Source organism: Haloprofundus halobius (assembly GCF_020097835.1).
Classification (GTDB): Archaea; Halobacteriota; Halobacteria; order Halobacteriales; family Haloferacaceae; genus Haloprofundus; species Haloprofundus halobius.
Window position 1 is genome coordinate 385,006 of record NZ_CP083666.1, and the last position, 24,877, is coordinate 409,882.

The following is a 24,877-nucleotide window of genomic DNA, read 5'->3' on the forward strand; positions in this document are numbered from 1 at the left end:
GTGTTTACGACCTCCGCTCATATTTGTTCCGGATAAGTATCGCTGCGGCGTTCATCGACAGCATCACCGTGACGAGCGTGACGACGCCCGCGGCCATCACGCCGTACTGGAACTCCTGGGACGGCTGTCCGACCCAGGCGTAAATCTGTCGCGGCATCGCGCTGAAGATGTCGAAGAAACCGTCCGGCGCGCGGAACACCGACGCCGCGGCCCCGATCATCAGAAGCGGGGCCGTCTCGCCGATGGCGCGGCCGAACGCGAGGATGCTCCCGGTGAGGATGCCCGGTAACGCCTCGGGGAGCACGACTCGGCGTATCGTCTGCCACCGCGTCGCCCCCATCCCGTAGGACGCCTGCCGGAGCGACCCGGGCACCGCCCGAATCGCCTCTTGCGCCGAGATGATGATGATAGGCAAGATGAGCAGTCCGACGGTCATCCCGCCGACGATGACGATACCGCTGGCGAAGTCGAGCCAGTTGACGAACAGCGCGAGTCCGAGCAGCCCGTAAACGACCGACGGCACGCCCGCGAGGTTCGCGATGTTGATCTCGATGAACTTCACGACCATCCCCAGCGGGCCGTCGCTGGGCGCGTACTCTTCGAGGTACAGCGCCGCGCCGACGCCGATGGGGAACGACGAGAGGGCGACGACGACCATCATCATGATCGACCCGATGAGCGCCGGGTAGATACCCGCCTCCTCGGGGAACCGGGAGTTCGCGCTGGTGAGGAACTGGTAGTCGAGCCACGTCTCCGGACCGGCGAAGCCGAGCAGATCGACGAGCGCCGCACCCGACAGCATCCCGGCGACGACGACGAGCGGGAACAGCAGTCCCACCGGCCGTACCTCCCGCCGGCGGACGACGCCTTCGACGTACAGCGCCGTCGGGACACCGGCGAAGGTGAAGAGGATGACCCATATCTGCGGGGTGATGCCGGTCGAGGGGTCGATGAACACCCCGGCGGTCACCGTCGCCAGCAGCGCCCCGAAGGCGAGAAGACCGGCGCGCTGGTCGTCTCGACGGCGGGCGACGACGAAACCGCCGACCGCCGCGCCGCCGAGTCCGAACGTGAACAGGTAGATGAGCCACGCCTGTGGTACGGTCGGGAACGTCGAGACGAACTGGAACGTGGCCGGCGCGAGTCCGACGAGGGCGACGACGCCGACGGCGAGTTCCTCGACGAACGAGGTTCGGCCCCGCAGCCGCCTGTGGCCGACGATGACGCCGACGGCGAGGCCGACGGCGACGACGAACGCCAGCCACTCGACGACGCTGAGCACGTCGACGAACAGCAGCAACACGCCGCTGCCCAGGAGGAGTCCGAAGAACGGAACGGCGAGCGCCGTCAGCGCGACCGTCGCCTCGCCGTCGCCTCTCCGACGATAGTAGGCGAGAAGCGCCGTCGAGGGGGCGACGAGCGTCAGGAAGAAGACGAGGAACCACCGGGGGTCGGCCGTCAGCGGCCGAATGGCGTCTTTCGCCACGTAGACGAGCAGCCCGGCGACCATGAGGATACCGAACAGCGTCGCCGACAGGCAGGCCGCCGCGAACACTTTCCCGGGCATACGGCTGATCTGTTCGGAGTTACCGAACCACTCGCCGGTCGCTCCGTCCCGTTGCGTCGCCATCAGCGAGCCACCTCCGGCGGCGTGCCGCGGCTCCGACGGCTCATTGGTACTCCTCCCGGTACCGCGACGCGACGAACGTGCTGGCGAGATTCATGGCGAAGGTGATTACGAACAGCGTGATTCCGATGGCGAACATCGCCTTGTAGGCGGTGGACCCGCCCGCGATGTCCGTCGTCACGAGCTGGACCATCGCGGCGGTCATCACTTCGAGCGACTCGAACGGGCTCGGGACGAGCCGAGGGCGCATCCCGGCGGCGACGACGACGATCATCGTCTCGCCGATGGCCCGCGAGAGCGCGAGGATGAACGAGGAGAAGATGCCGGAGGCGGCCGCCGGGATGACGACACCGGTCGACACCTCCAGTTTCGTCGCGCCTATCCCGTAGCCGGCCTGCCGGAGCGAGTCAGGGACGGCGCTCATCGCGTCCTCGCTCAGGCTCGACACCATGGGGACGATCATGATTCCGATCATGATGGACGCGCTGAGGGCGTTGAACGTACTCAGGGGCAGTCCGAGCCATTCGAGCGCGGGTGTCAGGTAGACGAGTGCGAAGTAGCCATAGACGACCGTCGGGATGCCCGCGAGGATTTCGAGCGACGGTTTGATCACCGACCGCGTCCGCCGACTCGCGTACTCGCTGAGGTACGTCGCCGACGCGACGCCGACCGGGATGGCGATGAGGGCGGACAGGAAAGTCACGAACAGCGTCCCGGCGACCAGCGGCAGGACGCCGAACTCCTGGCCGATGGTCGGACTCCACGTCGTTCCGAGGAAGAAGTCGAGCGGCGGTACGTCGAGGAAGAAGTCGACGGCGTCGAACAGCAGCGTCGCGACGATAGCGGTGGTTACTGCGACCGAGAGCGCGGCGCAACCGAACAACAGCCACTTGATACTCTGCTCGCGCGCGGATCGGACGCCCGAACGGCCGACGAAGTCGGGTGGGTTACTCTCTTGGCTCATCTTTCGGAGACTGCGTCCTGTGTTCTCAAAAGCGGCATGATTCGTGTCGTTCGGTCGCGTTCACTCTCTTGTCTCAGCCGGAACCGAAGCCGGCGTCCGGTCCGTTCAGTCGCTGCTGTACTCTTCGAGCTTGCTCAGGTTCTCGTCGCGCAGCTCCGCGCTGGACGGGACGTAGCCGATCTGGCTGACGATGTCCGTCTCCGCCTGTTCGAGGTAGTACTCCACGAACGCGTACACCTGCTCTTTCTCCTCCAGCGAGGACTGCGCCGCGTAGATGAACAGCGGCCGCGCCATCGGGTAGTCGCCGCTCTTGGCGTTCTCGATGCTCGGCTTCGTGCAGTTGCCGTCCTCGTTCTTCTTTATCTGCACCGCTTTGACGTTGTCGCGGTTCTCCTCGTAGTAGGCGTACCCGAAGAAGCCCATCGCGTACTCCGAGCCCTCGATGCCCTGGATGATGCGGTTGTCGTCCTCGGTCGGTTCGTAGTCGCTGCGGAGCGACCCCTCCTCGCCGATGACGTTCTCGATGAACCAGTCGAACGTCCCCGAGGAGGACGCCGGCCCGTAGAGGTCGAACTCCTCGTCGGGCCACTCGGAGTTGATGTCGCTCCACGTCTCCGCGCCGTCGGGTTGCCAGATCTGCGCGAGCTGGTCGAAGCTGAGACAGTCGACCCAGTCGGCCTTGTTGTTGACGGCGACCGTCAGCGCGTCGCTGGCGACCTGAAACTCGACGGGCTCGACGTCGTTCTCCGAGCAGAGCTCCTTCTCGCTCTCCTTGATCGGACGCGACGCGCCGTTGATGTCGGCGTTTCCGGGGCAGAAGTGGTTCTGGAACCCGCCACCGCTGCCGGTCGAGTCGACGGAGACGTTCACGTCGTGTTCGGTCATGAACTCCTCGGCCATCGCCTCGGAGACGGGGTAAACCGTACTGCTCCCCTTGACGATGACTTCGCCGGAGAGGTCTCCCGAGCTCCCGCCCTCGGAGTCGTTGCCGGAGCTTCCGTTGTCGCCGGAGCCACCCGAGCCGCCGGAACTCGCACCTGGGTTGGTCGTACAGCCGGCGAGTCCGACTACCCCGGCCGAACCCGCACCGACGAGGAACTTACGCCGTGATACGCTGTCCGTCCCGTCCGACGTCTGTCGCGTCATCAACTGTTCATGACCGACTGAGACATAAGTAGCCTGCTATGACAGCTATATAGCCGTAGGTATGTGAAACGGTATCCATAGTCGCTCGCAGGCGAGAGGAAATGTTCGTTCACATACACATTCGAGGTGTAACGATATTCTGCCGTGTAGTGCCGATATCCCGAATCCGTTCGAGATCTCTTTCGGAGATCGTTTCGTCACGAGTGCTCCCGAACGTCCACGGAACAGTTCAGTTCTATCCGTACTCTCCCGAAATAAGTATCCCACCATATCTTGGCCGCCTAATATATAGTTGAGAGGTAAATTTATGAGGAAGATTCGCCCATCTACCCACATGGTCGAGACGCGAAAAGTGCAGGTGACGGGCGGTTCGACGTACACGGTGTCGATACCGAAGGAGTGGGCGACCGAAAACGGCGTCAGCGCCGGCAGCGAGGTCGAGTTCTACCCCGAGGGCGACTCGTTGTTCCTGACGCCGCGGACCGAGGAGGAGCGAACCGAGGGGACGCTCGACATCTCCCAACTCGACGGTCAGGAACTCGTGCGCGCGGTGATGACGATGTACGTCAGCGGGTTCGACGTTATCGCCCTCGAGAGCGGCCGCATCACCAACGACCAGCGTCGGACCGTCCGAGAGGCGACACAGAGCCTCGTCGGTCTCGAAGTGTTGGAGGAGACGCGGGACCGCATCGTCATCCGCGACCTGTTGGACTCCTCGGAGCTCTCGATTCACAACGCCGTCACGCGGATGCGGCTCATCGCGTTGTCGATGCTCGAAGACGCGGTGAGCGCGCTCGCCGAACTCGACATGGACATGGCCGAGGACGTCATCCAGCGCGACGACGACGTCGACCGCCTCTACATGGTCGTCTCGCGCATCTTCCGGGCGACGCTCCGTACGCCGAAGGCCGCCGAGGAACTCGGTCTCCCCCGAGAGGTCTGTTTCGACTACCACTCCTGCGCCCGACAGCTCGAACGGGTCGCCGACCACGCGACGAAGATTGCCCACCTGACGCTCAACTTCGAGGAACCGGTCCAAGACGACGTGCTCGACGCGCTCTGGGAACTGCACGCCGACGCGACCACCGTCGTCGACGCGGGGATGGACGCGCTGTTCTCCGACGACAGCGTCGAGGCGACCGAGATCGCCAACGAGGCCCGAGAGTCCGTCCAGGAGATCGACGAACACGCGCGCACCATCGACGAACTGCTCCGCGACCTCGACCCCGTCCGCGCGCAGATGCTCGGCCTCGTCGTCGACTCGCTGTCGCGCAGCGCCGACTACGGCGGCAACATCGCCGAGACGGCGCTGCAGAAGGCCGCCCCGACGCCGTAACGCCACCTTTTACGCTGTGGGCGCGCTCCGCGCGCCCTCGGTAAAAGCTGGACCAAAAGCACTCCTCATTCGTTTCGGCGCTTCGCGTCTCCACTCAATCGTCGGCCCGCTCGCTCACACCGGGAGAGCTTCGCTCTCCCGAGCTCTCGTTCGCCTCCGGCTCACGAGAACTCCGTTCGCTCGCGGAACAGTTACTCAGCGACAACAACTCCGACAGCCACAGAAAGCAGTTTCACCACGAGCGAGGGCGTAGCCCGAGCGAGTGGGCCGAGGAGAGAACGGAGGGCGGCAAAGCCGCCCGAAGTGAACGACGAGTGCTTTTGGTCCAGCTTTTGCCGAGGGCTGGCGCAGCCAGCCCGCAGCGCAAAAGGTGGGGGTGCGTTATTCGTCTTCGACGAGCACGGCGTTGACCTGTCCGGTCTGGCCCGGACGGGAGGTCACGCGTGCGCGACCGGCGGAGGTGTCGATGATGGCGCCTTTCGTGATGATGTTCCGGCGCGCGTAGTTGACGTTCGAGGGGTTGTCGACGACGTTCTCGATGTCGGTCTGGCTGACCTCGCCGCCCTCGGCGACCTGCGCGACGTTCGTCGCTAGTGCGCGGGTCTTCGTGTTGCTGCCGCGGGAGTCGATGGTCCGGAACCGCGGTTCACCGACCGTCGTCTCCGCGGGCTCGCGGCCGAGCTGGTAGCGCTTCTTGTTCCGGAACGGTCGGAGACGACCGCCGGTCCGCTTCCGCTGGGAGCGTCCTTGGTCCTTCATACCCCGAAGAACTGCCAGCAACTACTTGAATCGCTCGAACTTGTATCGCCGACCCGTGCGGGTCGAGCGGGCGGACCGCCGCCCGAGGAACCGAGTAGCAACCTTTAGTGGGTCGACACCGCATTCTCTCCCCGATGAGTTTACAGACCGCAACGGCCGTCCCGTTTCGCCAACGCGGGAGCGAGCGCCTCGGCGAGGGTGAGTTCGTCGTCGTGCTGTCGCTCGACCGCGGGTGGTTCTCTCCCGACCAGGCCAAACGCCTCGTCGACGTGGCTGTCGGTCGCGGATTGCTCGAACGAGACGACGGCGAACTCGTCCCCACGTTCGACCCGGACGACGTCGAAATTCCCCGCGAGTTCGTCCCCGACGAGTCCGTCCTCCGCGAGCAGTCGACGTTCGAACGACTGCTGGACGCCCTCGTCGCCGCTGGCGTCGACAAACAGACCGCCGTCGCGACAGTCAACGACCGCCAGCGCCGCCTCGGCGTGACGCTGGAGGCGGCGGCCGTCCTCTCGGCTCGAAGCGAGGGCGTCGACGTCGACGCCGTCGCCGACGCGGTCCGCGCCGACCTCACCGAAACCGAAGCCGAGTAATCGTCGGCGGCGTTCTCTTCTCTATGGTCGAAGACCACCTCTCCGACGGCAAGCGAATCGCGCAGTTGCTCGCCTCCGAACTGGAGGGCGGTGGCTCCTCGGGCCGCCTCCGCGTCGTCGACGCCGACCCCGATGTCGAAGCGACGACCGACGGCGCGTTCGCGTACGCCGTCGCTGTTGTCGCCGTTGATCACGACGGAGAGACGACTGAGTCTCAAGCGACCGCCGAAGACGACACGGAATCCCGAACTCGACTCGCAGAGGTGTACGTCCAGTCAGACCGAGCGCGCGTGGAGTTCCTGACTGGGCAGGCTGTGGCCGTCGACGCCGCCGAGAGCGAAGGGCTTCGGGTTCGACCCAAGGCAGTCCAGCCGCCTCGAACGCTCGTCTTCGTCGAGAACGGCGCGCAGGTGAAGTGGGCTCTCCCCGTGTTCGCGACCATTCTCGGGGACGAGAACTGACCGCACCTACGACACTCGCTCACAAATCGAACGCTCACGATTGTATTTACTCAATAATGAGTAATTCTTTTCACCAACCCTCGTCTCTCTCTATTCGATGATCAAGACCCTCTATGAAAATCCGTTGACAGGAGCGTTCGAACGATGATGTGGCAAGATCTCATCTTCCTGGCGGGAAGCGTCTTCTCGCTCGTCGTCCTCGTCCCGACGCTGCGCGACTCGATGGCGAACGTTCCGCTCGGAACGACGCTCCCCTCCGCGACCATCGGTGTCGTATACGGAACCACGTTCTTCACGCTCGGCATGACGCTCTCTGCGGTCGGGTCGCTTCTGACCGGCGTCATGTGGAGTCTCATCGCGCTGCTGCGCTCGCCGCACCCGTACAGCGACCAGGTCGGTGTCGACTCCGAGTCGCCGTCGCCGCGCTCGGCCCCGCAGAACGCCGACTGACGCTGACGTCTCCTCCTCGTCGCTCCGTTCGTCACCTCCGCTCCGCCCGACCGCGTGGCTTTTTATCGGATGAGAGAGCCACTCCCGGTATGACTCTCGACCCCGTCCACGTCGACGGCATCGCGGCGTTGGCTCGCGCGCTCGCCGACGACGTGGACGACACCGACCACACGGACCTCGCGCGGACGGTGTGGGACGAGTGGCTCGACCCGCTTCGAGACGACCGCCGGACGGTCGTCGAACCGCTCGGCGAACAGTCGTTGCGCGCGGCCGACATCGACGACGTGGCGCTCACCGAACGGCCGTTTCCGACCGTTCACGGTCTCGACTCGGGAACGATCAACCCGACGACGTTCAAAAACGGGTTAGTGCTGGACATGGCGCACGCGGCGATGGCGAGCGTCCCTTCCGACCTCGATTTGCACCGGTCGAGAAGCATCGTCCTCACGACGCACACGAACGACACGTACGCGAAACTCGGCACCGACTGGCAGACCCACGACGAAGCGTACAGTCGCCTCCGCATCCTCCAAGCCCCCAACGTGAACCGCTACGCCGAAGGCGTCGTCCACGCGTTGGCGCTGTATCTCGCCGAGAGCGAGCACGCGCTTCGGCACGCCGACGACGTCTCCGACCTCCTGCTTCTCGACGGTCCCATCTACCCGAAGGAACTGTTCAACTGGCGTGACCGCGACGCCGAACTCCGCGAACTCGCCGAGGAGGCCAAACCGAAGCAGATCGTCGAGAACTACGTCCGACTCGTCGAGCGCTTCGTCGAACGTGACGTGCCGCTGGCGGGGTTCGTCAAGAATCCCATGTCGAAACTCGTCACCCGAACGCTCCAGACGAAGCGCGTCGACGCGCCGTGGGCCGACGATACGGCGCTCTTCACGCGACTGCTGGAGCCCCGACAGGGGTCGAACGGGAACGACGACGGAAGCGACGACGCGGCGCGCCGAACGACCGATTTGACGTTCACCTCGTGGTTCGTCTCCCGCGGTGGGTCCGACCGGACGCTCGCCGCCGACGGCGACGCGCTGGGCGTCGAACGGAACCTCGACCCGGAACTGTACGAGGTGACGTTCTTCGTCCTCTACGACCCGCGTCACGACGTGCTTTACAAGGTGGAATCGCCGTACGCGTTCACCCGCGACGCCGAGTTGCGGGCCAGACTGACGCGACAGATACTCCACGACGTCGCGGGCGCCCGCGGGCCGCCGCCTGCCGTCGCGAAAGCCGACGAACTCGCGCGAATCAGCACCCACGAGAAAGCGTCGCTCCGTCGCAAGCTAGAGGAGGACGTGGGCTCGGAGTACGTCCGGACGTACAACGGTATCCGCTGGGGCGACCTGTTCTGAACGCAGCTGCGGCCGCTACCGACGTCCCGGCTCGGTCTTCTCGACCGCTATCTCCACGTCGGCCTCGGCGACGCCGACGCGGGCGAACTGCGTCCGGACGTGTTCTTTCGCCGCGGCGAGCGCCTGATCGCGCGTGTCGAACCCGCGGGGCATCGGCGTCTCGAAGGCGACGCGAATCGTCTCGCCGTTTACTTCGGTCGGCGACCCGCCGCTCTCGACCTCGTAGAACTCGTCGCAGACCCACACGTACGGCGCGTCCTCGTCGGGCGCGCCCCGGAACGACGGGGCCGCCTCGCCGCGCTCGAAAATCGTCCCGGTGAGCGCCGTCCCGCCGCCGCGACCGCGAATCAAGAGCATACCTTCGATAGGGACGCGAGGGTAAAAAGCGGTATGCGGGTCGGTTTCGAGGAGGGAAAGGACCATCAGGGGGGCCGTCGTGTGCCGAGATATGTCTAACCTCGGTGACTTCACCGAATTCGATTCCGACGACGGCGAGCCGTCCGCCGAACCGCGGAGCGACGCCGCCGACAGCTCGGCCTCCGGCACAGAGGATTCAGACGTCGCGTCCGACGCCCGCGACACCGGAGACGCCGACGAGTCCGCCGACGCTGCCGAGGGGTCGTTCGACCGCCTCGACGTGGACCCCGCCGACGCCGACCGCGGCCTCGGTGCGCTCTCGGTGTCGCAGGGGCTCTGCGTCGCCGAAGACGAACGCGACACCGCCCTCCGCGCGTTCGTCACGACCGGCAACCGCGACACCGTCCGCCTCGGCAAGTACCTGCTCGTCCCGTATCCGGACACCGAGACGCTGTTCTGTCGCATCACCGGGTTGGAGTACGCCCAGGAGTTCCAGGCCGACGACGCGACCGAGATTCACGCTCGCCGAGCGATGCGACGGACCGAGTTCCCCGAGCGCGACTACAAGTTCGTCGCGGCGCTGGACCCGGTCGCGGTACTGTACGACGACGGGGGCGAACTGAAACGTCGGATGACCGATCGCGTCCCGAAACCGGGTGCGACGGTGACGGAGGCGACCGACGCCGAGGAGATAAAGACGGGGCTGAAGATTCCCGGCGAGGGCGTCTTCCTCGGGCATCTCTCGGTCGGCGGCGAGAAGGTCCGCACCGCCGCGGACCCGCCGACTATCGACTATCGCGTCAAGGACGACTACAGCGAGGGCGACCCGCTCGTCTTCCGCCACACGCTCGTCGCCGGCGGCACCGGGTCGGGGAAGACCCACGCCTCGAAGAACGTCCTCCGGCAGTATCTGTCAGGAGAGCGCACCTACGAGATGGGCGACGGCCGGACCGCGCGCCCGGCGGTGGTCCAGTTCGACCCGCAGGACGAGTACGCGCAGATGCACGACGACAACCCGGAGTTAGATAGCGAGTTCGCCAGACGACTCGACCGCGAGGGCGTCGCCTACGGCGGCCACGACGACACCCTCGCGTTCGTCCCGCAGGTCGGCGACGCCTCCTACCCCGGCGAGGGCCACCGCGCCGAACGGGTCCGCTTCACTATCCCCTTCTCGATGGTGCGCCGCTGGCCGTGGCTGGTCGCGGGCGCGGCGCTCAACGACAACCAGTACAACGCGCTCACGCTGCTTCTGGACCGGTACTTCCGGCAGAACCCGTCCGGGACGTACAAGGGGTTCCAGTCGTTCCTCGACGACCCGGCGCTGCGCGAGGAACTCAACGAGTCGGGTCACGTCCACGAAGCGACGTTCGACGCGGTCAAGCGGAAGACGCGGACCAAGGCCGCAAACGACGTGTTCGACGGCGACGCCCGGCCCATCACCGAGTTGGTCCACCAACTCGTCCGACCGGGCGGACTCACGGTGGTGCCGACGTACCACGTCTCGAACAGTCGCGCGGCGGAGATGGTCGTCCTCGCGGTGTCGAGTCTGCTCATCGACGAGAAACTCTCGAACGACCCCGAGTACGAGCGTCTCGACGAGACGCCCGTGGTTCTCGGCATGGACGAGGCGCACAACTTCCTCGCCGACGCCGACAGCGTCCAAGCCAGAAACGTCATCGGAAAGTTCACCGAGGCGGCCAAACAGGGCCGAAAGGAGCGACTCGGCCTGTTCCTCATCACGCAGGACCCCCAAGACGTCGCCGACTCGGTGTTCAAGCAGATAAACACGAAACTCGTGTTGAATCTCGGCGACGAGGACGCCATCAAATCGGTGAACATCCCGCCGAACCTCGAAAGTAAGGTACCGTACATGGAGAAAGGACAGATGGTCGTCTACTCGCCGGACAACTCCGAACCGGTGGAACTCATCGGCCTGTCGAAGTGTCTGACGCGGCACGGGCGGTAGTCACCTGTCTCGCCGAAACGCATTTTACTCGCCACGGAACGTATATCGTGCTATGACAAAACGTATCCTGATTCCGGTCGATGGGTCGCCGCAGTCGACGGCAGCGCTCTCGTTCGTCGCCGAGGAGTGGCCCGATGCGGAGGTGACGGTACTCCACGTCATCAACCCCACGGACGCGGGAGGGAGCCCGAGCGCCGGAATTCCCAGCGGCGCGGAGGAGTGGTTCGAGATCGAGAAAGAGCGCTCGGCGTCGCTGCTCGCGGACGCGGCGTCCGTCGTCGACCGCTCGGTACGGACGCGAACGGAGGTCGGACGCCCGACGCGGACGATTCTCGACGTCGTCGAGTCCGGCGAGTTCGACCACGTGGTGATGGGGAGCCACGGTCGAAGCGGCGTCTCACGCATCCTCCTCGGGAGCGTCACCGAGGCCGTCGTCCGCGAGTCGCCGGTGCCCGTGACGGTCGTCAGATAGTCGGTTCGGGCGATGTCCGGCAGCCGACTCGCGCCACGACCGCCTCCGGATCCACCGATGGAGTTCAGGGAAGTCATCGAGACGCGCCGCTCCGTACACGAGTACACCGACGAGGAGATCGACGACGAGGAGTCGAAGGCGAAACTCCAGGAGGTCGCGGGCGGCCAGGAACACGTCGGCGACGCCGCGGCGAGCGTCGTCGTCCTCGGGTCGAAAGACCCCGAGGCGCACGCCGACCGGGTGCTCGACGACTGGGTAGAGAAAGGCGACCTCCCGAACGAGGACGTCCGCGACGCGGTTCGCGCAAACGTCGACGGGATGGCCGAGATGCCCGAGCCCGAGCGCCGAGTCTGGACGACGCGGAGCACCTCGCTCGTGGGGATGTCCTGATGTACGCCGCGTGGAACCGGGGCGTCGCCTCCTGTCCGCTGGAGGGGTTCGACGCCGACGCGCTCACGGAGACGTTCGACGTCGACGACGAGTACGAACCCGTGTTGCTGGTGACGCTCGGCTACGCGCTCGACGAGGCCGACGACATCGAGAACGAGCGAAAACTGCGGCGACCCGTCGACGAAATCGTCCACTACGAGACGGGCGGTTTTGCAGCAAAGAGAGGACCGACCGATGTCGACTGTTCGCGTCTTTCGCCTCTGTTCTTCGATTTAGGCGCCCGGGATGCCCAGCGCGGTGAGCTCGACGATTCCGAAGATGCCGAGAGCGTACAGCACCGCGACGGCGGCGATCCACGCGACGACGCCGATGGCAGCCGCGTTTCCCCATCCGCCGGGGTAGCGCCAGTTGATGACGCCGATCCAGGCCAGAAGCGTCAACACCGGCCCGATTATCGGGAGCCAGCCGAAGAAGAAGCTGACGAGACCCCAGACGAGCGCGCCGATGGCCGCCGTCACGACGGCGTAGCCGAAGCTCGCCTCCTTGTCGATGAGCAGTCTCACCCCGAGATAGAGGCCGAGTCCTCCGACGAGGAGGTTGACGAGCACGATGAGGACGCTGTCGACGAGCGCCATCTCAGTCCACCTTCCACTCGGCGGTGAGTTCGATCGTCTCCCTGTTTCCTCGAAGCGCCGCGGACCGCTCGACCACCGACACTTCGGTGTCGAACGACTCCGGCGGGTGTACGGTCACGTCTTTGTTTCCAACGGTCAGTCGAACTTCGTCGCCCGACTCCAACTCGTCGGCCAGGCTTCGCAGATAGCTTGCGAACTGCGACCTGGTCTGCTCCTGTTTACTCTCAGTTTTGTCGGCCATACGTGTCTCTCTGTACAACGCAAGAGGAGATAAAAGTCGGCCGACTGTCAACTGTGACGGAAACTCGCCGAACCGAATACGTCTCTTAGAAGATATTCGCCTGCTGGTAGACGCTGATACCGCTCTGGGTGATTTCGTACGGTTTCGTCTCGCGGGAGTGGTTGGCGTCGCGTATCTTCTGGATCTCGATGGCCAGTCGCGTCTCCCGGAAGTTCGACGGACGGACGTACTGCAACACGAACACCGCGTCGGTGAGATACTCGACGATACCGTGTTTGGAGGTGTAGGGGTTGTCCTCGCTCGCCTCGGAGGTGAGCATCGTCGTCACGCCGACCTGCTTGAGCGAGCGGGCGAAGTCGAACACCTCGCTGCGCCGCTTCGAGGGGTGGTCGTACATCATCTCCAGAAGCGACACCGAGTCGAGGACGAGTCGGTCGGCCCCGAACTCCTCGACGAGTTCGGGCAGGTCGTTGCGGATGCTCGCGAGGCTGTTGGCCATCTCGACGGGGTCGAGTTCGACGACGGCGAGGCGGTCCTCCTCGACGTACCGCCGGAACGGCCACCCCTTCTCTTCGGCCGTCGACAGCACGGCCTCGCGGCTCTGTTCGAGCGTGATGAACACAGCTCTCCCGTCGTCTCGCAGCGCCTCGTCGAGAAACTGGAGGCCGAACGTCGTCTTCCCGGTCCCGGCGCTGCCGATGGCGACCATGAGCGACCGTTTCGGAATCCCGCCGAGAATCATCTCGTCGAGGCCGTCGATGCCGATTCTGACGCGCTCGATGTCGGAGTCGAACGACGACTCGTCGAAATCGTCGTCGCCGAACGTCTCGCCGCCGCCACCGAAGCCGAAGTCGTCGCCGGTTCCTCCGCCGCCGAACGCTTCGCCGCCGCCGAAACCGAAGTCGTCGCCAGTTCCGCCACCGCCGAACGCCTCGCCGCCGAAACCGAAGTTCTCGTTACGACCTTCTCGTTCGTCACGGTCCGGACCGTCGGTCCCCGACGGCGTCGACTCGGCGTTTCCGAGGGGCGAGTCGCTCTCGGCCGTCTCGCCGTCCGACCCCGTTTCGTCCGCCGCGTCGGCTCCCTCGTTTCCGGCTGCCGCGTCGGCTCCGGCCCTCTCGTCGTCCTCGTCGGACTCCTCGCGGAGCGCGCGCTCGAACCAGTCGTCGTCTCCGCTCATCGTCCCTCCGTCTCGGATGCGGCGCGGCCGAGTCCGACGCGGCGACACCACCCGGGCGGTCGACTGCTCATCGTCCGTCTGTCGGATGCCGCCGCTATCAATGTTGCCCGTACGGTGCGCTTTTGACGGCCGCGGGCGAAGCCGTGGCATGAACGTCGGCATCGTCGCTCAGAAGGGCAACAGTCGAGCGGCGTTTCTCGCTGGAGAGCTTCGTGAGCGGCTATCGACGATGAATGTCTCGGTGACGCTGGACGCGGCGACGGGCGAGTCGCTCGGACTCGACGGGCGGTCGGTCGAGACGCTCGGCGACTGCGACCTCATCGTCAGCATCGGCGGCGACGGCACGTTTCTGTTCGCGGCAAGCGGCGCGGACGGCACGCCGATTCTCGGCGTCAACCTCGGCGAGGTCGGCTTTCTGAACGCCGTCGGCCCCGACGACGCCGTCGAAGCGGTAACGGCGGAGGTCGCCGCCGTCCGCGACGGCGACCAGCGCGTCCGGGTCGTCCCCCGACTCGTCGCCGTCGGCGACGGGTGGCGAAGCGACCCTGCGACGAACGAGGTCGTCGTCCAGGGCGGTCGCCGGGGCCGCGGTGGGGGTGTCGACGTGGAAGTTCGAATCGACGGCTCGCTGTACACCGGCGGCCACGTCGACGGCCTGCTCGTGGCGACGCCGACCGGGAGCACGGCGTACAACTTGAGCGAGCGCGGTCCGCTCGTCCATCCGAGCGTCGGCGGCCTCGTCGTCAACGAGATGTGTCCCGACGAGGGGATGCCGCCGCTTCTCGTCGCCCCCGACGCCACGGTGACCGTGACGGTGAACGGCGTCGGCGGACGCGGTGGGACCGGCGGGACCGCCGCGAGCGGCTCCGGAGCCGACGAAGCCGTCGTCGTCAGCGACGGCAAACACTCCTACCCCATCGACGCGCCGACCGAGGTCGAGATCCGGCGAGCGGAGACGCCGCTGCGCATCGCCGGCCCCTCGTCGGACTTCTTCGAGGCGCTCAACAAACTCGACTGACCGGGCGCCGCGTACAGCGTCGGCTCTCGGCGTTCGCTCGCTCTCTCAGTTACCGAACGAAAAGTGCAGGAGCGACCGCTGCGGGCACGCGAGTGGTAGGTGACCAGATCACCAATCCCCGTGCAACGGTCGGTCCTGTGGTGCTTCCTACGCGGCCGGTCGGGTTAACGACTTTCACACGGACGACGGACAGTCACCGACGCGATGCTGTCTGCCGGGTCGGCGGACCGCCGGCGGTGCCGTCGACCGCCGCTCAGTCCCGACCCCACTCGGCCGTCCGGCGCGGACGGTCCGAGACGGCCATCACGTCGAGCGGTTCGTCGCTGACTTCGAGCGCCGTCAGCGCCGCCTTCGTGCTCGCCTCCGTCGAGAAGTACGGCACTTCCTCTTCGACGCAGGTCTCCAGCAGGTCGCGGTCGTCGGAGACGACGAGCTCCACGTCGCCTTTGCGAATCGCCGCGGTCACGTCGTCGAACTCGCCGAGGTCGTAGACGGTCGCTAATTCCTCGCGGAGGGCATCGGCTTCCTCGCTCTCCGGGGCGGGGAATGCGTCGCCGGCGAACGAGACGACGGCCGTCCCGCCTTCGGGAATCGGCGATCCGGCGGCCGACTGCGCCTTCTCGTACGCCTTCCCGAACGAGCGGGCGGTGCCCATCACTTCACCCGTGGACTTCATCTCCGGGCCGAGGCGCGGGTCGCTGCCCGGCAGGCGGTCGAACGGGAGGACGACCTCCTTCACGCTCGCGTGCTCGGGAATCTGTTCTTCCACACTGAGTTCGGCGAGCGACGCGCCGGCCATCGTCTTTGCCGCGAGTTTCGCGATGGGGACGCCTGCGGCCTTCGAGACGAACGGCACCGTCCGCGACGAGCGCGGGTTCGCTTCGAGGACGTACACTTCCCCGTCTTTGACGGCGAGCTGAACGTTCAACAGGCCGACCGTCGAGAGCGCGCGAGCGATGTCCTCGGTGACCTCGCGGACGCGACTCATCGTCTCGGCGTCGAGCGACTGCGGCGGTATGACACAGGCGGAGTCGCCCGAGTGGACGCCTGCGGATTCGACGTGCTCCATCACGCCGCCGATTATCACGTCGTCGCCGTCGGAGACGGCGTCTACGTCGAGTTCGATTGCCCCGTCGAGGAACTCGTCGACGAGAATCGGCTTGTCGGGGCTGACGCGGACGGCTTCTTCGATGTACGTCTCCAACTCGCTGTCGTCGTCGACGACGCGCATCGCGCGGCCGCCGAGCACGTAACTCGGGCGGACGAGCACCGGATAGCCGATGTCGCCTGCGAGCTCGAGTGCCTCTTGCTCAGTTGTCGCCGTTCCCCCACGGGGTTGGGCGACGCCCATCTCGTCCATCAGCGCGTTGAACCGGTCGCGGTCCTCCGCGAGGTCCATCGCTTCGACGGTAGTACCGAGAATCTCGCAGTCGAGGCCTCTCCGCTGGAGTTCTCCTTCCAAGGGTTCGCCGACGTTGACCGAGGTCTGCCCGCCGAACTGCACCATCACGCCGTCGGCACCCGTGGCTTCGACGACGTCGGCGACCTCCTCGGCGGTGATGGGCTCGAAGAACAACCCGTCTGAGGTGTCGTAGTCCGTCGAGACGGTCTCGGGGTTGTTGTTGACGACGTGAGCGTCGATACCCATCTCGCGGAGCGCGCGGACCGCGTGCACCGCGCAGTAGTCGAACTCGACGCCCTGGCCGATGCGGATCGGGCCGCCGCCGACGACGACGACGCTCGTCGCGTCGCGGTCGACACGCACCTCGTCCAGCGGGTCACCGTTGAGGTACTCCGGCTGGCGCGCCGAGTAGTAGTACGGCGTCGACGCCTCGAACTCGCCCGCACAGGTGTCGACCTGCTTGAACGAGCGGTCGGGGACGTTCATCTCGACCTCCTCGACGCCGACGCCCGCCGTCGCGGCGACGTCGACGTTCGTCAGCCCCGCCGAGGCGGCCGCGGAGAAGTCGCCTTCCGCGGCGGCGACGGTCGATTCGACGACTCGGCCGTAGCGCTCGACGTACCACGACTCGATGCCCGTCAGTTCCGCCACGTCGGCGACGGAGTACCCACGCTCGAACGCTTCAAACATGGCATATGGGCGGTCGGGCGTCGGAGTTTCGAGGTACTCTTCCTCTAACTGCTCGTCGCTCACGTCGGCCCAGTCGACGGCGGGCTCGTACTCCGAGGAGCGAAGCGCCTTCAACAGCGACTCCTCGAACGTCCGGCCGATGGCCATCGCCTCACCCGTCGACTTCATCGCCGTGCCCAATTCGAACTCTACGTCGTCGAACTTGTCCTTGGGCCAGCGCGGCACCTTCGTCACGATGTAGTCGATGGCCGGTTCGAAGGCGGCGGTCGTCTCGCCGGTGATCTCGTTTTCTATCTCGTGGAGGCGCTTGCCGAGGGCGACCTTCGCCGTCACGCGGGCGATGGGGTAGCCCGTCGCCTTCGACGCCAGCGCCGAGGAGCGCGAGACGCGCGGATTCACTTCCACCACACGGTACTCGCCGCCGGGCGTGCCGTCGTCGCGCCACGCGAACTGGATGTTACAGCCGCCCTGGATGCCGAGTTCACGAATGACTTCGAGCGCGGCGTCGCGCATCTCCTGGTGGCCGTCGTCCGGAATCACCTGCGAGGGCGTGACGACGACGGACTCGCCGGTGTGGATGCCCATCGGATCGAGGTTCTCCATGTTGCAGATGATGATACAGGAGTCGTCGGCGTCGCGCATCACCTCGTACTCCAGTTCGACCCAGCCCGCGATGGACTCGGTGATGAGTACCTCGCTGTTGCGCGAGAGACGCAGGCCCTTGCGGACGCGTTCGACCAGTTCCTCCATCTCGTCGACGACGCCCGACCCCGACCCGCCGAGGGTGTACGTCGTGCGCGCGATGACGGGGAGGCCGCCGACTTCTTCGACGGCGGCGTCGATGCGGTCGCGCAGCGCCGCTTCGTCGAGGTTCGTCACCGACTCGCCCTCGTCGAGCGTGATGGTCGTCGAACGCGGCATGGGCTGGCCGATCTTCTCCATGCGCTGGCGGAAGAGGTCGCGGTCCTCCGTCGCGTAGATGGTGTCCAGCGGCGTCCCCATGATTTCGACGTCGTGTTCTTCGAGGACGCCCTCCTCGGCGAGTTCGGCGGTGACGTTCAGCCCCGTCTGGCCCCCAAGGCCGGCGATGACGCCGTCGGGCTGTTCCTTCTCGATTATCTCCGAGATGGCTTCGGTCGTGATTGGTTCGATGTAGACGCGGTCGGCCATCTCCGGGTCGGTCATGATGGTCGCGGGGTTCGAGTTGACGAGGACGACTCGCGCCCCCTCCTCTCGGAGCGCCCGGCACGCCTGTGCACCAGAGTAGTCGAACTCCGCCGCCTGTCCGATTTGGATGGGGCCGCTGCCGATGAGCAGGATGGTCCGGTCGTTGGACGTCGCCTGCTGGTCTGTCGAGAGTGCCTCGTCGGTCATCGTTCCAGGAAAGTTCGTACATCGTAATAAGCCCGGCGAAACAATGCGATATACGTAACCTCTTTTCGAATATCGAAGTCCTGACCATCGGCCGACGCATAGTTTCGGAATTGAAGGAGTTACCACTAACCGTTTATAAAGAGTGAGGAGAATATTCGTGCCTTCAGGCGCGGGAGGATGTCAAGTCGTCCGGACGGAAGCTACTGCCTCACGCGGCCGAGGATACGGTAGAAACGACGTCCGGGGGCACGTCGATCGTGGCCTCCAATCTCGAAGAACGCGAAAAAACCAGAAGCCACTCCGTCGTACCGGGGCCGTCACAGTAACTGTCGGCGCTGGCGTGGTGCGCCGCCGTTTCGGTCGGTTCGTCCGTTTTCACCTCGTTCTACCCGCTCAGTCGAGTCGATACCGATAGGGCGTCTCGCGGATGACGGTCACGCCGCCGCTTTCGGCGTAGTGACCGAGCACCGTCGCGACGCGGTGCGAACTGTTCAACTTCTCGTGCCCTTCGAGAGACGACGTGATCTCGCGCGCGGTCAGCGGCTGCTCTGCCTCGGAGAGCACACCCTTGATGCGCTCGAACTCCCCGTGATGGGTGTGCATGAAGGTGTGGTCACCCCCGACACTCTTAGTACTGCGTACGCCAGGCGTCTGACGCTCTCTCCGACGAGGCAAACATCGAATCATCGTCGCAATCTCACGAATAAAAAATAGTCTTACGGAGCGTAAGACGGGCCGACCGACACGACGCCGCAGTAGGGCGATTACTGCGCGTACACGTCGTCCGACGAGAAGTCGCGCTCGGCGCGGTACTGTTCGACGAACTCGCCCACGTCGAACTGCAGCATCTCCGTCTCGAACCGCGAGAGTGCGGCGTCGTCGTCGGCGTGACTGACGGCGTGCTCCATCAGTTCGACGACGAGTTCGACGATTATCTCGTGGAGGCGACGCGAGTCGAACTCCGTCACCCAGACCATCGCGTAGCCGACCTGCTGGTCCTCGCTCACGTCCTCGCTCGCGACGCGGCCGGGGAACTCTTCGAGGACGATACCCATCAGATGCGGCGTGCCGAACTCGGGCATCTCCTCGCTGGTCGTCTCGATGGCCTCGCGCAGCACTTCGACGAGAAACTCGGGGACGAACCGCTCGGGCGGGTGAGAGTCGGTGACGACGGCGTGCGTCTCGCCGCACACGCAGTCGAACTCGCGCATCCCCAAATCGAGGTCTCTGACGTGCTTCGTCTCGCCGCAGGGGAGTTCGAGTTCGTCGCCCCCGCCTCCGGGGACGCGCGGTTGTGCCATACCCCCGATTGCAGCCTCGTAGATTTAAAAGCGCGTTTGTTCACTCCTCGTCGTCTTCCTCGTCTTCGTTTTCCGACTCCATCTCTTCGATGTCGCTCTCGCTTTCGCTCGCCGCGTCGACACCGCCGGGTGCCACGTCCTCCGTGGACTCCTCGAACTCGCTCAGTTCAGCGTCTTCGTCGTCCTCGTCCGATTCGACGCCCTCTATTTCGAGTTCGACTTCGATGGAGACGCCGTCGACTTCCAGTTCGGCCTCGGCGCTGCGCGTTTCGCCCACTTCGATTTCGAGTTCCTGCCGGTCGACTTCCACTTCCACTTCGACGTCCACGTCGACGTCCGGTTGGTCTGCCATGGACGACCGTACGACCGAGAGCGCCAAATAGCTCTGTGGTCACCACCCCGTCGACCGGATGATAACCCTAACCTACCGGTCCGAACCAGCCATAAGCGACTTACCTCGATACGCCGCAGTATCGGGTATGATAAGCGTCGTCGGCGGCGGCATCGCCGGACTCGCCTGCGCGTATCGCCTCCAACAGCACGGTCACGACGTGCGCGTGTTCGAGGCGACCGATGAGGTCGGCGGACTCGCGGCCGTCTACGAGACGAAGGGCGACCCCATCGAGAAGTTCTACCACCACCTCTCGAAGTCCGAGGAGACCATCGTCGAACTCGCCGAGGAACTCGGCGTCGGCGACAGACTGGAGTGGCTCGTCGGTAAGAACGGCTACTACTTCGACGGCGCGGTGTACCCGATGGACACCCCGTGGGAGATTCTCGCGTTCCCACATCTCTCCCTGTACGACAAGTTCCGCCTCACGATGCTCACACAGGAGATAGACGTCCGCGAGGGGAGACCGAAGTTCGACACCTACGAGAATCTCGAAGCGTTCGAGCACGTTCCGCTCAAGGACTTTATCGTCGACCACACGACCCAGAACGTCTACGACAACTTCTTCGAACCGCTGCTCGACGCGAAGTTCGGCAGTCGGAAAGACGACGTGAGCGCGGCGTGGCTGCTCGGCCGCGTCAAGTTCCGCGGCGAACGCGACCTGCTGCGCGGCGAGATTCTCGGCTACTTCCGGGGCGGGTTCGCCCCGTTCGTCGACGCGCTCGCCGACGCCGTCGGACGCGAGAATATCGTCACGAACGCGCGTGTGACGGGACTGGAGATGGGCGACGACGGCGTGGAGTCGATAACGGTCGAGCGGGACGGCTCCGCGGCCGCCGCCGCGGACGGCGGTGCCGCGGCCGAGTCGATCTCGGAGACTCCCGAAACCGACACGACCGCGACGACGTACGAGACCGACGCCGTCGTCTGCGCGACGATGCCAAACGTCTTAGAGGACCTCACCGGCTACCAGTGCGAGATCGACTTCCAGGGCGCGGTCTGCGCGGTACTGACGATGGACGAGCAACTCACCGACACGTACTGGCTCAACGTCGCCCACGATGCGCCGTTCGGTGCGCTCATCGAGCACACGAACTTCGTCCCGCCGGAGCGCTACGGCGGCGACCACCTCATGTACGTCGCCAGTTACATCCAGGATTACGAGGAGGAGCTCTGGCAGCTGTCCGACGCGGAGGTCGAGGAGACGTGGCTCTCGGAGTTGGAGACGATGTTCCCGAACTTCCACCGCCGCCTCGTCAGCGAGTTCCGCCTCGCGCGCAACCCCCGCGCCGCCCCCGTCTACGAGCGCGGCTACCGCGACATGGTCGTCCCCTACGACCTCGGCGACGACATCGGCGAAGGAGTCTACTACGCGGGGATGGCGAGCGCCGCGCAGTACCCCGAACGCAGCCTCAACGGCGGTATCGTGGCGGGCTACGAGTGCGCCGACAGAATCGAGAGAAAGGGCCGAGCGGACTGAGCGGACGCGACCGCCGGTCGCCGTGACGCGCCGCCCGCTTCGATGGTACTCGTCCTCGTTCGCCCTTAGCGCACCTTCTCGCTCCCCCTCGCGCCCGTCTCCGACCCCTCAGCGACGCCGGTCGGTCAGTCGACGACCTCGAACACCATCGCCCCGCGGTTCTCGTAGACGAGGTCGTACCGGCCGGAGTCCACCAGTTCCTGCCGCATCTGCGAGGACTGGAAACTCTCCATCCCGCGGACGGAGTACTCGCCCTTCGGGACGTACAGGTACTCCGGCGCCGTCCCCGATTCGGTGAGATACTTCGTGATACAGGCCTCCGTCCGACACGTCGACAGGCGGTTGAACAGGCCGAGTTGCTGTTCGTACTGCGCCTGCCCGCGCCACTCCACCCCCCACGGCCCGACGAGAATCGTCCGGTCGGTGTACAGCGGGAACCACTCGGCGGCGTCGCCGACGACGACGAAGGTGGCGTCGGGTTCGGTGTTCTCGTCGACCCACTCCATCGTCTCCACGTCCGACCCGTTGATGAACGCCGGTTGGGAGGTGCTCCCGGCGTGGGAGTTGAGATGTCCACCCGCGTAGAACACCGAGACGCTCATCCCGAGAATCGCCACGAGGAAGATCGTCGCCAGTTCGGCCCGACGGCGTCGCTGCGGAGAGATCGAGAGGCGACGGTACGTGAGTCGGAGCACGTCGAAGATGACGACGGCGGCCATCAGCGGACCGAGCGTGAAGACGAACCGCGGCTTCGAGACGAGGACGATACAGACCGCGAACCAGCCGGGGAGGAAGAACTCCCGCCGCCACGCGAGGTAGATGCCCGAGAGGATATACAGCGCGAAGAACGCCGAGGTGATCATCATCCCGGACGACTGGAGATTGAAAAGTCCCGGCCGAATGGAGAACAGCACCGCCGGTGGGTTGAACGACGCCGAGCCGGGGACGAACGTCGGTATCAGCTGGAACAGCTGCTTGCCGATACCGCCGTGGGTCCCCGCAGCGCCGGCGAAGATACCGACGCCGTGATAGGAGATGATTGTCAGCCACCACGGCGAGGCGAGCGCGATGCCGCCGACGGCGACGGCCGCGCCTTCGAGCAGGCCCGTGAGGCTCCGATCGAAGTAGACGAACAGCCAGATGTACGACACGCCGAAGAACGCCGTGTATACCGGGTGTGTCAGTATCGTCAGTCCGAACAGGACCACCGACGGCCAGAGCCACCGTCGGTCGCGCGTCGTGAACAGCTTCAGCCCGGTGTAGAGGCCGGTGTAGAGCCACACCGCGCCGAGCGAACGGACGAACCCTCCGCCCGAGATGTGCCACTGGAGAATCGGCGGTCCGACGGCGACGAGGATAGCCGCCAGTCCGGCCTGTCGCTCCGACCGCAGCAGTTCGCGAGCGAGCAGGTAGAACGGCACGAGATAGACGACGGTCAGGAAGCCGGGGAGGTACCGGCTTATCGTCAGAAACGAGAGGCCGAACGCGTCGTGTAGCACCGCTGCGAGGTAGAACCCCAGCGGCGGATAGGCGAAGGGGATGCCCTCGGGTGTGTAGTGGGGGATGACCGCCGGGAGCGCGTACCCCTCGCGGATGATATGCTCGGCCATGTAGAGGAACAGACCCGCACCGAACGCGGGATACGGGTGGGTGACGACGTACGCGGTGTACGTCGCGAGCGCGACGATCAACGCGGGCGTGAGCCAGACGAACTCGCCGGCGAAGGCCTCGATTCGACCGAGTCTCGACTCCTGTCGTCGTCTCACGCCGTCCGTGTTCGTCAGTTTTCGTGGGTCCATCATCGAGGATCACTTTCTCCGGAGTCGTGCGGGGGGTTGCAGGCGGAGCCGATACGGCGACCAGCGCCACTCGAGCGCGGCCCACGTGACGCCGCCGCCCACGAGCGCGAGTAGTGCGACGCCTTCGAGCGGCCCCATCCATCCGGGGACGAGGTAGACGATTCCATTGACGACCGACCCCGGAACGACGCCGCGGACCGTGAGCCACGCGCTCGTCAGTATCGTCCGGTCCTCGCTCGCGGCGTCGTCGGCGGTTCGCGACGGCAGTCCGAGGCTCGCGGCGCTCTCGCCGCCTTCGGATTCGTCGCCGGTCTCCAGTCGCTCGGACTCGTAGGGGAACGCGACGTTCGTCTGCCAGATGATCTCGCCGTCCCGGTTTATCTCGAAGACGCGGTTACCGTTGGAGTCGGTGATGAGCGTGTTGCCGTTCGGCAGGCGGTCGGCGTCGCGCGGCCACTGCATCCGCGAGTCCTGCCACACCCACGACTGGTTCCACTCGCCGTCCTCGCGCTGGTACTCGACGACGCGGTTGTTCTCGGAGTCCGCGACCAAGACGGCCGGACCGCCGCGCTCCTCGGGGATGTAATCGGGGTTGTGCTGCTCGTAGAGGCTGTCGTACTCGTCCTCCTCGCCGAGCGTCCAGTTCTCCTGCAGTCCCGTCTCTCGGTCCAGGAAGACGACGCGGTCCTGGTTGCGGAGGCTCACCATCAGTCGACCGTCGTCGAGCACCTCAACGTCGTTGACGTGCGTCCAGTCGCGGGGGTACTCCCCGCCGCTGTCGAGCGGGAACTCCTGTTGGGCCTCCCACTCCCACGTCGTCAGCCCCGTCTCCGCGTCGAAGACGAACACCCGGTCGCGGTGGATGTCGGCGACGGCGTACTGCGTCTCGTTGACGCGGTCGACGTCGTGCCACCGCGTCGAGTGTTTGTGCGGCGTGATGCGCGAGTAGAGACGCTCGGTCTCGCCGGTCGAGAGATTCGCCCGCTCGACGACGTTCCGAGTGCAGACGGTCGTCGCCGAACACTCCTCGCCGCTGAGATGCATCGACGCGGTGTACAGCACCGTGTGCTCGCCCTCGGGACTCGGGTCGACGTCCCAGTACCGGTTGTAGGTGTCGTTGTAGAACAACGTCGACCCGTCGGGGTTGAACGCGACCAGTTCGGATTTCGTTCGCGGCGTGTCGCCCTCGTCGGCGAGGACGGCGCTCGAATCGGTGGCGACGACGGTCGTTCCGTTGGCCGCGGGGACGTCGGTGTTCGTGTCGTCGAGGAACACGTCGGAGGCATCGCCGTCGCCGCCGGAACCCTGGTGTCCGGCGACGAGCGTCAGCGTCGAGAGCAGAACGACCGCCGCGAGCACGACTCGAAAGACCGTTCGGGACGCCATCTCAGTATCCGACCCGCCGGAACCGAGAGCGTTCGGGTGGCCGTGTCGTCTCCGGCCGCGACCGGGGAGAGCGACGAGTGGGGCGTCCGGGGGAGGCGGCG

Annotated in this window: 24 protein-coding genes and 1 pseudogene; 11 read left to right on the plus strand and 14 right to left on the minus strand. The window is 65.6% G+C overall.

Annotation, left to right across the window (positions count from 1 at the left end; all coding sequences use genetic code 11):
* Nucleotides 1-4 precede the first annotated feature (4 nt).
* The 3 genes from pstA to LAQ74_RS02045 form a co-directional block, all read right to left on the minus strand.
* The gene (gene pstA / locus LAQ74_RS02035) at nt 5-1,630 is read right to left on the minus strand and encodes a phosphate ABC transporter permease PstA (RefSeq protein ID WP_224334396.1); all 1,626 of its coding nucleotides are present in this window, start codon (nt 1,628-1,630) and stop codon (nt 5-7) included.
* 40 nt (nt 1,631-1,670) lie between these two features.
* Nucleotides 1,671-2,591: a phosphate ABC transporter permease subunit PstC gene (pstC, locus tag LAQ74_RS02040; RefSeq protein WP_224334398.1), complete on the minus strand. Its 921-nt coding sequence runs from the start codon at nt 2,589-2,591 to the stop codon at nt 1,671-1,673.
* Between the two features lie 105 nt (nt 2,592-2,696).
* Nucleotides 2,697-3,737 (minus strand): PstS family phosphate ABC transporter substrate-binding protein, encoded by a 1,041-nt coding sequence (locus LAQ74_RS02045; RefSeq protein WP_224334400.1) that lies wholly within the window; start codon nt 3,735-3,737, stop codon nt 2,697-2,699.
* A gap of 334 nt (nt 3,738-4,071) precedes the next feature.
* Here LAQ74_RS02045 and LAQ74_RS02050 point away from each other — a divergent pair, with 334 nt between their 5' ends.
* Nucleotides 4,072-5,073: a phosphate signaling complex PhoU family protein gene (locus LAQ74_RS02050; RefSeq protein ID WP_224334402.1), complete on the plus strand. Its 1,002-nt coding sequence runs from the start codon at nt 4,072-4,074 to the stop codon at nt 5,071-5,073.
* Between the two features lie 381 nt (nt 5,074-5,454).
* Here the strand turns inward: LAQ74_RS02050 and LAQ74_RS02055 are convergent, their stop codons facing one another.
* Complete coding sequence (locus tag LAQ74_RS02055) at nt 5,455-5,832, minus strand: 30S ribosomal protein S8e (protein ID WP_224334404.1); 378 nt, start codon at nt 5,830-5,832, stop codon at nt 5,455-5,457.
* Between the two features lie 134 nt (nt 5,833-5,966).
* On the opposite strand from LAQ74_RS02055, the gene LAQ74_RS02060 reads away from it, so the two are divergent.
* From LAQ74_RS02060 to LAQ74_RS02075, 4 genes are all read left to right on the plus strand, one after another.
* The gene (locus tag LAQ74_RS02060) at nt 5,967-6,425 is read left to right on the plus strand and encodes a DUF2240 family protein (protein ID WP_224334406.1); all 459 of its coding nucleotides are present in this window, start codon (nt 5,967-5,969) and stop codon (nt 6,423-6,425) included.
* A gap of 23 nt (nt 6,426-6,448) precedes the next feature.
* Nucleotides 6,449-6,886 (plus strand): DUF7993 family protein, encoded by a 438-nt coding sequence (locus tag LAQ74_RS02065; protein WP_224334408.1) that lies wholly within the window; start codon nt 6,449-6,451, stop codon nt 6,884-6,886.
* Between the two features lie 144 nt (nt 6,887-7,030).
* Nucleotides 7,031-7,336 carry a hypothetical protein gene (locus tag LAQ74_RS02070; RefSeq protein WP_224334409.1) on the plus strand — a complete coding sequence of 102 codons (306 nt, stop codon included), beginning with the start codon at nt 7,031-7,033 and terminating at the stop codon, nt 7,334-7,336.
* Nucleotides 7,337-7,425: 89 nt separating this feature from the next.
* On the plus strand, nt 7,426-8,694 hold the full coding sequence (locus LAQ74_RS02075) for a DNA double-strand break repair nuclease NurA (RefSeq protein ID WP_224334419.1): 1,269 nt from the start codon (nt 7,426-7,428) through the stop codon (nt 8,692-8,694).
* 15 nt (nt 8,695-8,709) lie between these two features.
* On the opposite strand, the gene LAQ74_RS02080 is transcribed toward LAQ74_RS02075, so the two are convergent.
* Nucleotides 8,710-9,051: a DUF7113 family protein gene (locus tag LAQ74_RS02080; protein WP_224334421.1), complete on the minus strand. Its 342-nt coding sequence runs from the start codon at nt 9,049-9,051 to the stop codon at nt 8,710-8,712.
* A gap of 91 nt (nt 9,052-9,142) precedes the next feature.
* On the opposite strand from LAQ74_RS02080, the gene LAQ74_RS02085 reads away from it, so the two are divergent.
* The 4 genes and pseudogenes from LAQ74_RS02085 to LAQ74_RS20555 all read left to right on the plus strand — a co-directional run.
* Nucleotides 9,143-11,017, plus strand: coding sequence for an ATP-binding protein (locus LAQ74_RS02085; RefSeq protein ID WP_224334423.1), 1,875 nt, complete (start codon nt 9,143-9,145; stop codon nt 11,015-11,017).
* Nucleotides 11,018-11,069: 52 nt separating this feature from the next.
* The gene (locus LAQ74_RS02090) at nt 11,070-11,489 is read left to right on the plus strand and encodes a universal stress protein (protein WP_224334425.1); all 420 of its coding nucleotides are present in this window, start codon (nt 11,070-11,072) and stop codon (nt 11,487-11,489) included.
* A gap of 57 nt (nt 11,490-11,546) precedes the next feature.
* On the plus strand, nt 11,547-11,879 hold the full coding sequence (locus tag LAQ74_RS20550; protein ID WP_425498502.1) for a nitroreductase family protein: 333 nt from the start codon (nt 11,547-11,549) through the stop codon (nt 11,877-11,879).
* Nucleotides 11,840-11,944 (plus strand): annotated as a pseudogene (locus LAQ74_RS20555) (hypothetical protein); the annotation flags it as partial. The gene LAQ74_RS20550 and the pseudogene LAQ74_RS20555, both read left to right, overlap by 40 nt.
* Nucleotides 11,945-12,151: 207 nt before the next feature.
* Here LAQ74_RS20555 and LAQ74_RS02100 read toward each other — a convergent pair.
* The 3 genes from LAQ74_RS02100 to LAQ74_RS02110 form a co-directional block, all read right to left on the minus strand.
* Complete coding sequence (locus tag LAQ74_RS02100) at nt 12,152-12,514, minus strand: hypothetical protein (RefSeq protein WP_224337337.1); 363 nt, start codon at nt 12,512-12,514, stop codon at nt 12,152-12,154.
* Between the two features lies 1 nt (nt 12,515).
* Nucleotides 12,516-12,755: an amphi-Trp domain-containing protein gene (locus LAQ74_RS02105; RefSeq protein ID WP_224334427.1), complete on the minus strand. Its 240-nt coding sequence runs from the start codon at nt 12,753-12,755 to the stop codon at nt 12,516-12,518.
* Nucleotides 12,756-12,840: 85 nt separating this feature from the next.
* Nucleotides 12,841-13,935: a KaiC domain-containing protein gene (locus tag LAQ74_RS02110; RefSeq protein ID WP_224334436.1), complete on the minus strand. Its 1,095-nt coding sequence runs from the start codon at nt 13,933-13,935 to the stop codon at nt 12,841-12,843.
* 148 nt (nt 13,936-14,083) lie between these two features.
* On the opposite strand from LAQ74_RS02110, the gene LAQ74_RS02115 reads away from it, so the two are divergent.
* Nucleotides 14,084-14,953 carry an NAD(+)/NADH kinase gene (locus LAQ74_RS02115; RefSeq protein ID WP_224334438.1) on the plus strand — a complete coding sequence of 290 codons (870 nt, stop codon included), beginning with the start codon at nt 14,084-14,086 and terminating at the stop codon, nt 14,951-14,953.
* Nucleotides 14,954-15,206: 253 nt separating this feature from the next.
* Here LAQ74_RS02115 and carB read toward each other — a convergent pair whose 3' ends face one another.
* From carB to LAQ74_RS02135, 4 genes are all read right to left on the minus strand, one after another.
* On the minus strand, nt 15,207-18,419 hold the full coding sequence (carB, locus tag LAQ74_RS02120) for a carbamoyl-phosphate synthase large subunit (protein ID WP_224334446.1): 3,213 nt from the start codon (nt 18,417-18,419) through the stop codon (nt 15,207-15,209).
* A 393-nt stretch (nt 18,420-18,812) separates the two neighbouring features.
* Nucleotides 18,813-19,022, minus strand: coding sequence for a hypothetical protein (locus LAQ74_RS02125; RefSeq protein ID WP_224334449.1), 210 nt, complete (start codon nt 19,020-19,022; stop codon nt 18,813-18,815).
* 161 nt (nt 19,023-19,183) lie between these two features.
* Nucleotides 19,184-19,720, minus strand: a complete 537-nt coding sequence (locus LAQ74_RS02130; RefSeq protein WP_224334451.1) for a DUF5815 family protein — start codon at nt 19,718-19,720, stop codon at nt 19,184-19,186.
* 40 nt (nt 19,721-19,760) lie between these two features.
* Complete coding sequence (locus LAQ74_RS02135; protein ID WP_224334453.1) at nt 19,761-20,072, minus strand: hypothetical protein; 312 nt, start codon at nt 20,070-20,072, stop codon at nt 19,761-19,763.
* Nucleotides 20,073-20,199: 127 nt separating this feature from the next.
* Here LAQ74_RS02135 and LAQ74_RS02140 point away from each other — a divergent pair, with 127 nt between their 5' ends.
* Entirely contained in the window at nt 20,200-21,591 is a 1,392-nt protein-coding gene (locus tag LAQ74_RS02140) for an NAD(P)/FAD-dependent oxidoreductase (RefSeq protein ID WP_224334456.1), read from the plus strand.
* 125 nt (nt 21,592-21,716) lie between these two features.
* On the opposite strand, the gene LAQ74_RS02145 is transcribed toward LAQ74_RS02140, so the two are convergent.
* Nucleotides 21,717-23,393: a glycosyltransferase family protein gene (locus LAQ74_RS02145; protein ID WP_224334458.1), complete on the minus strand. Its 1,677-nt coding sequence runs from the start codon at nt 23,391-23,393 to the stop codon at nt 21,717-21,719.
* 6 nt (nt 23,394-23,399) lie between these two features.
* Nucleotides 23,400-24,776 (minus strand): aryl-sulfate sulfotransferase, encoded by a 1,377-nt coding sequence (locus LAQ74_RS02150; protein ID WP_224334459.1) that lies wholly within the window; start codon nt 24,774-24,776, stop codon nt 23,400-23,402.
* Between the last annotated feature and the right edge of the window lie 101 nt (nt 24,777-24,877).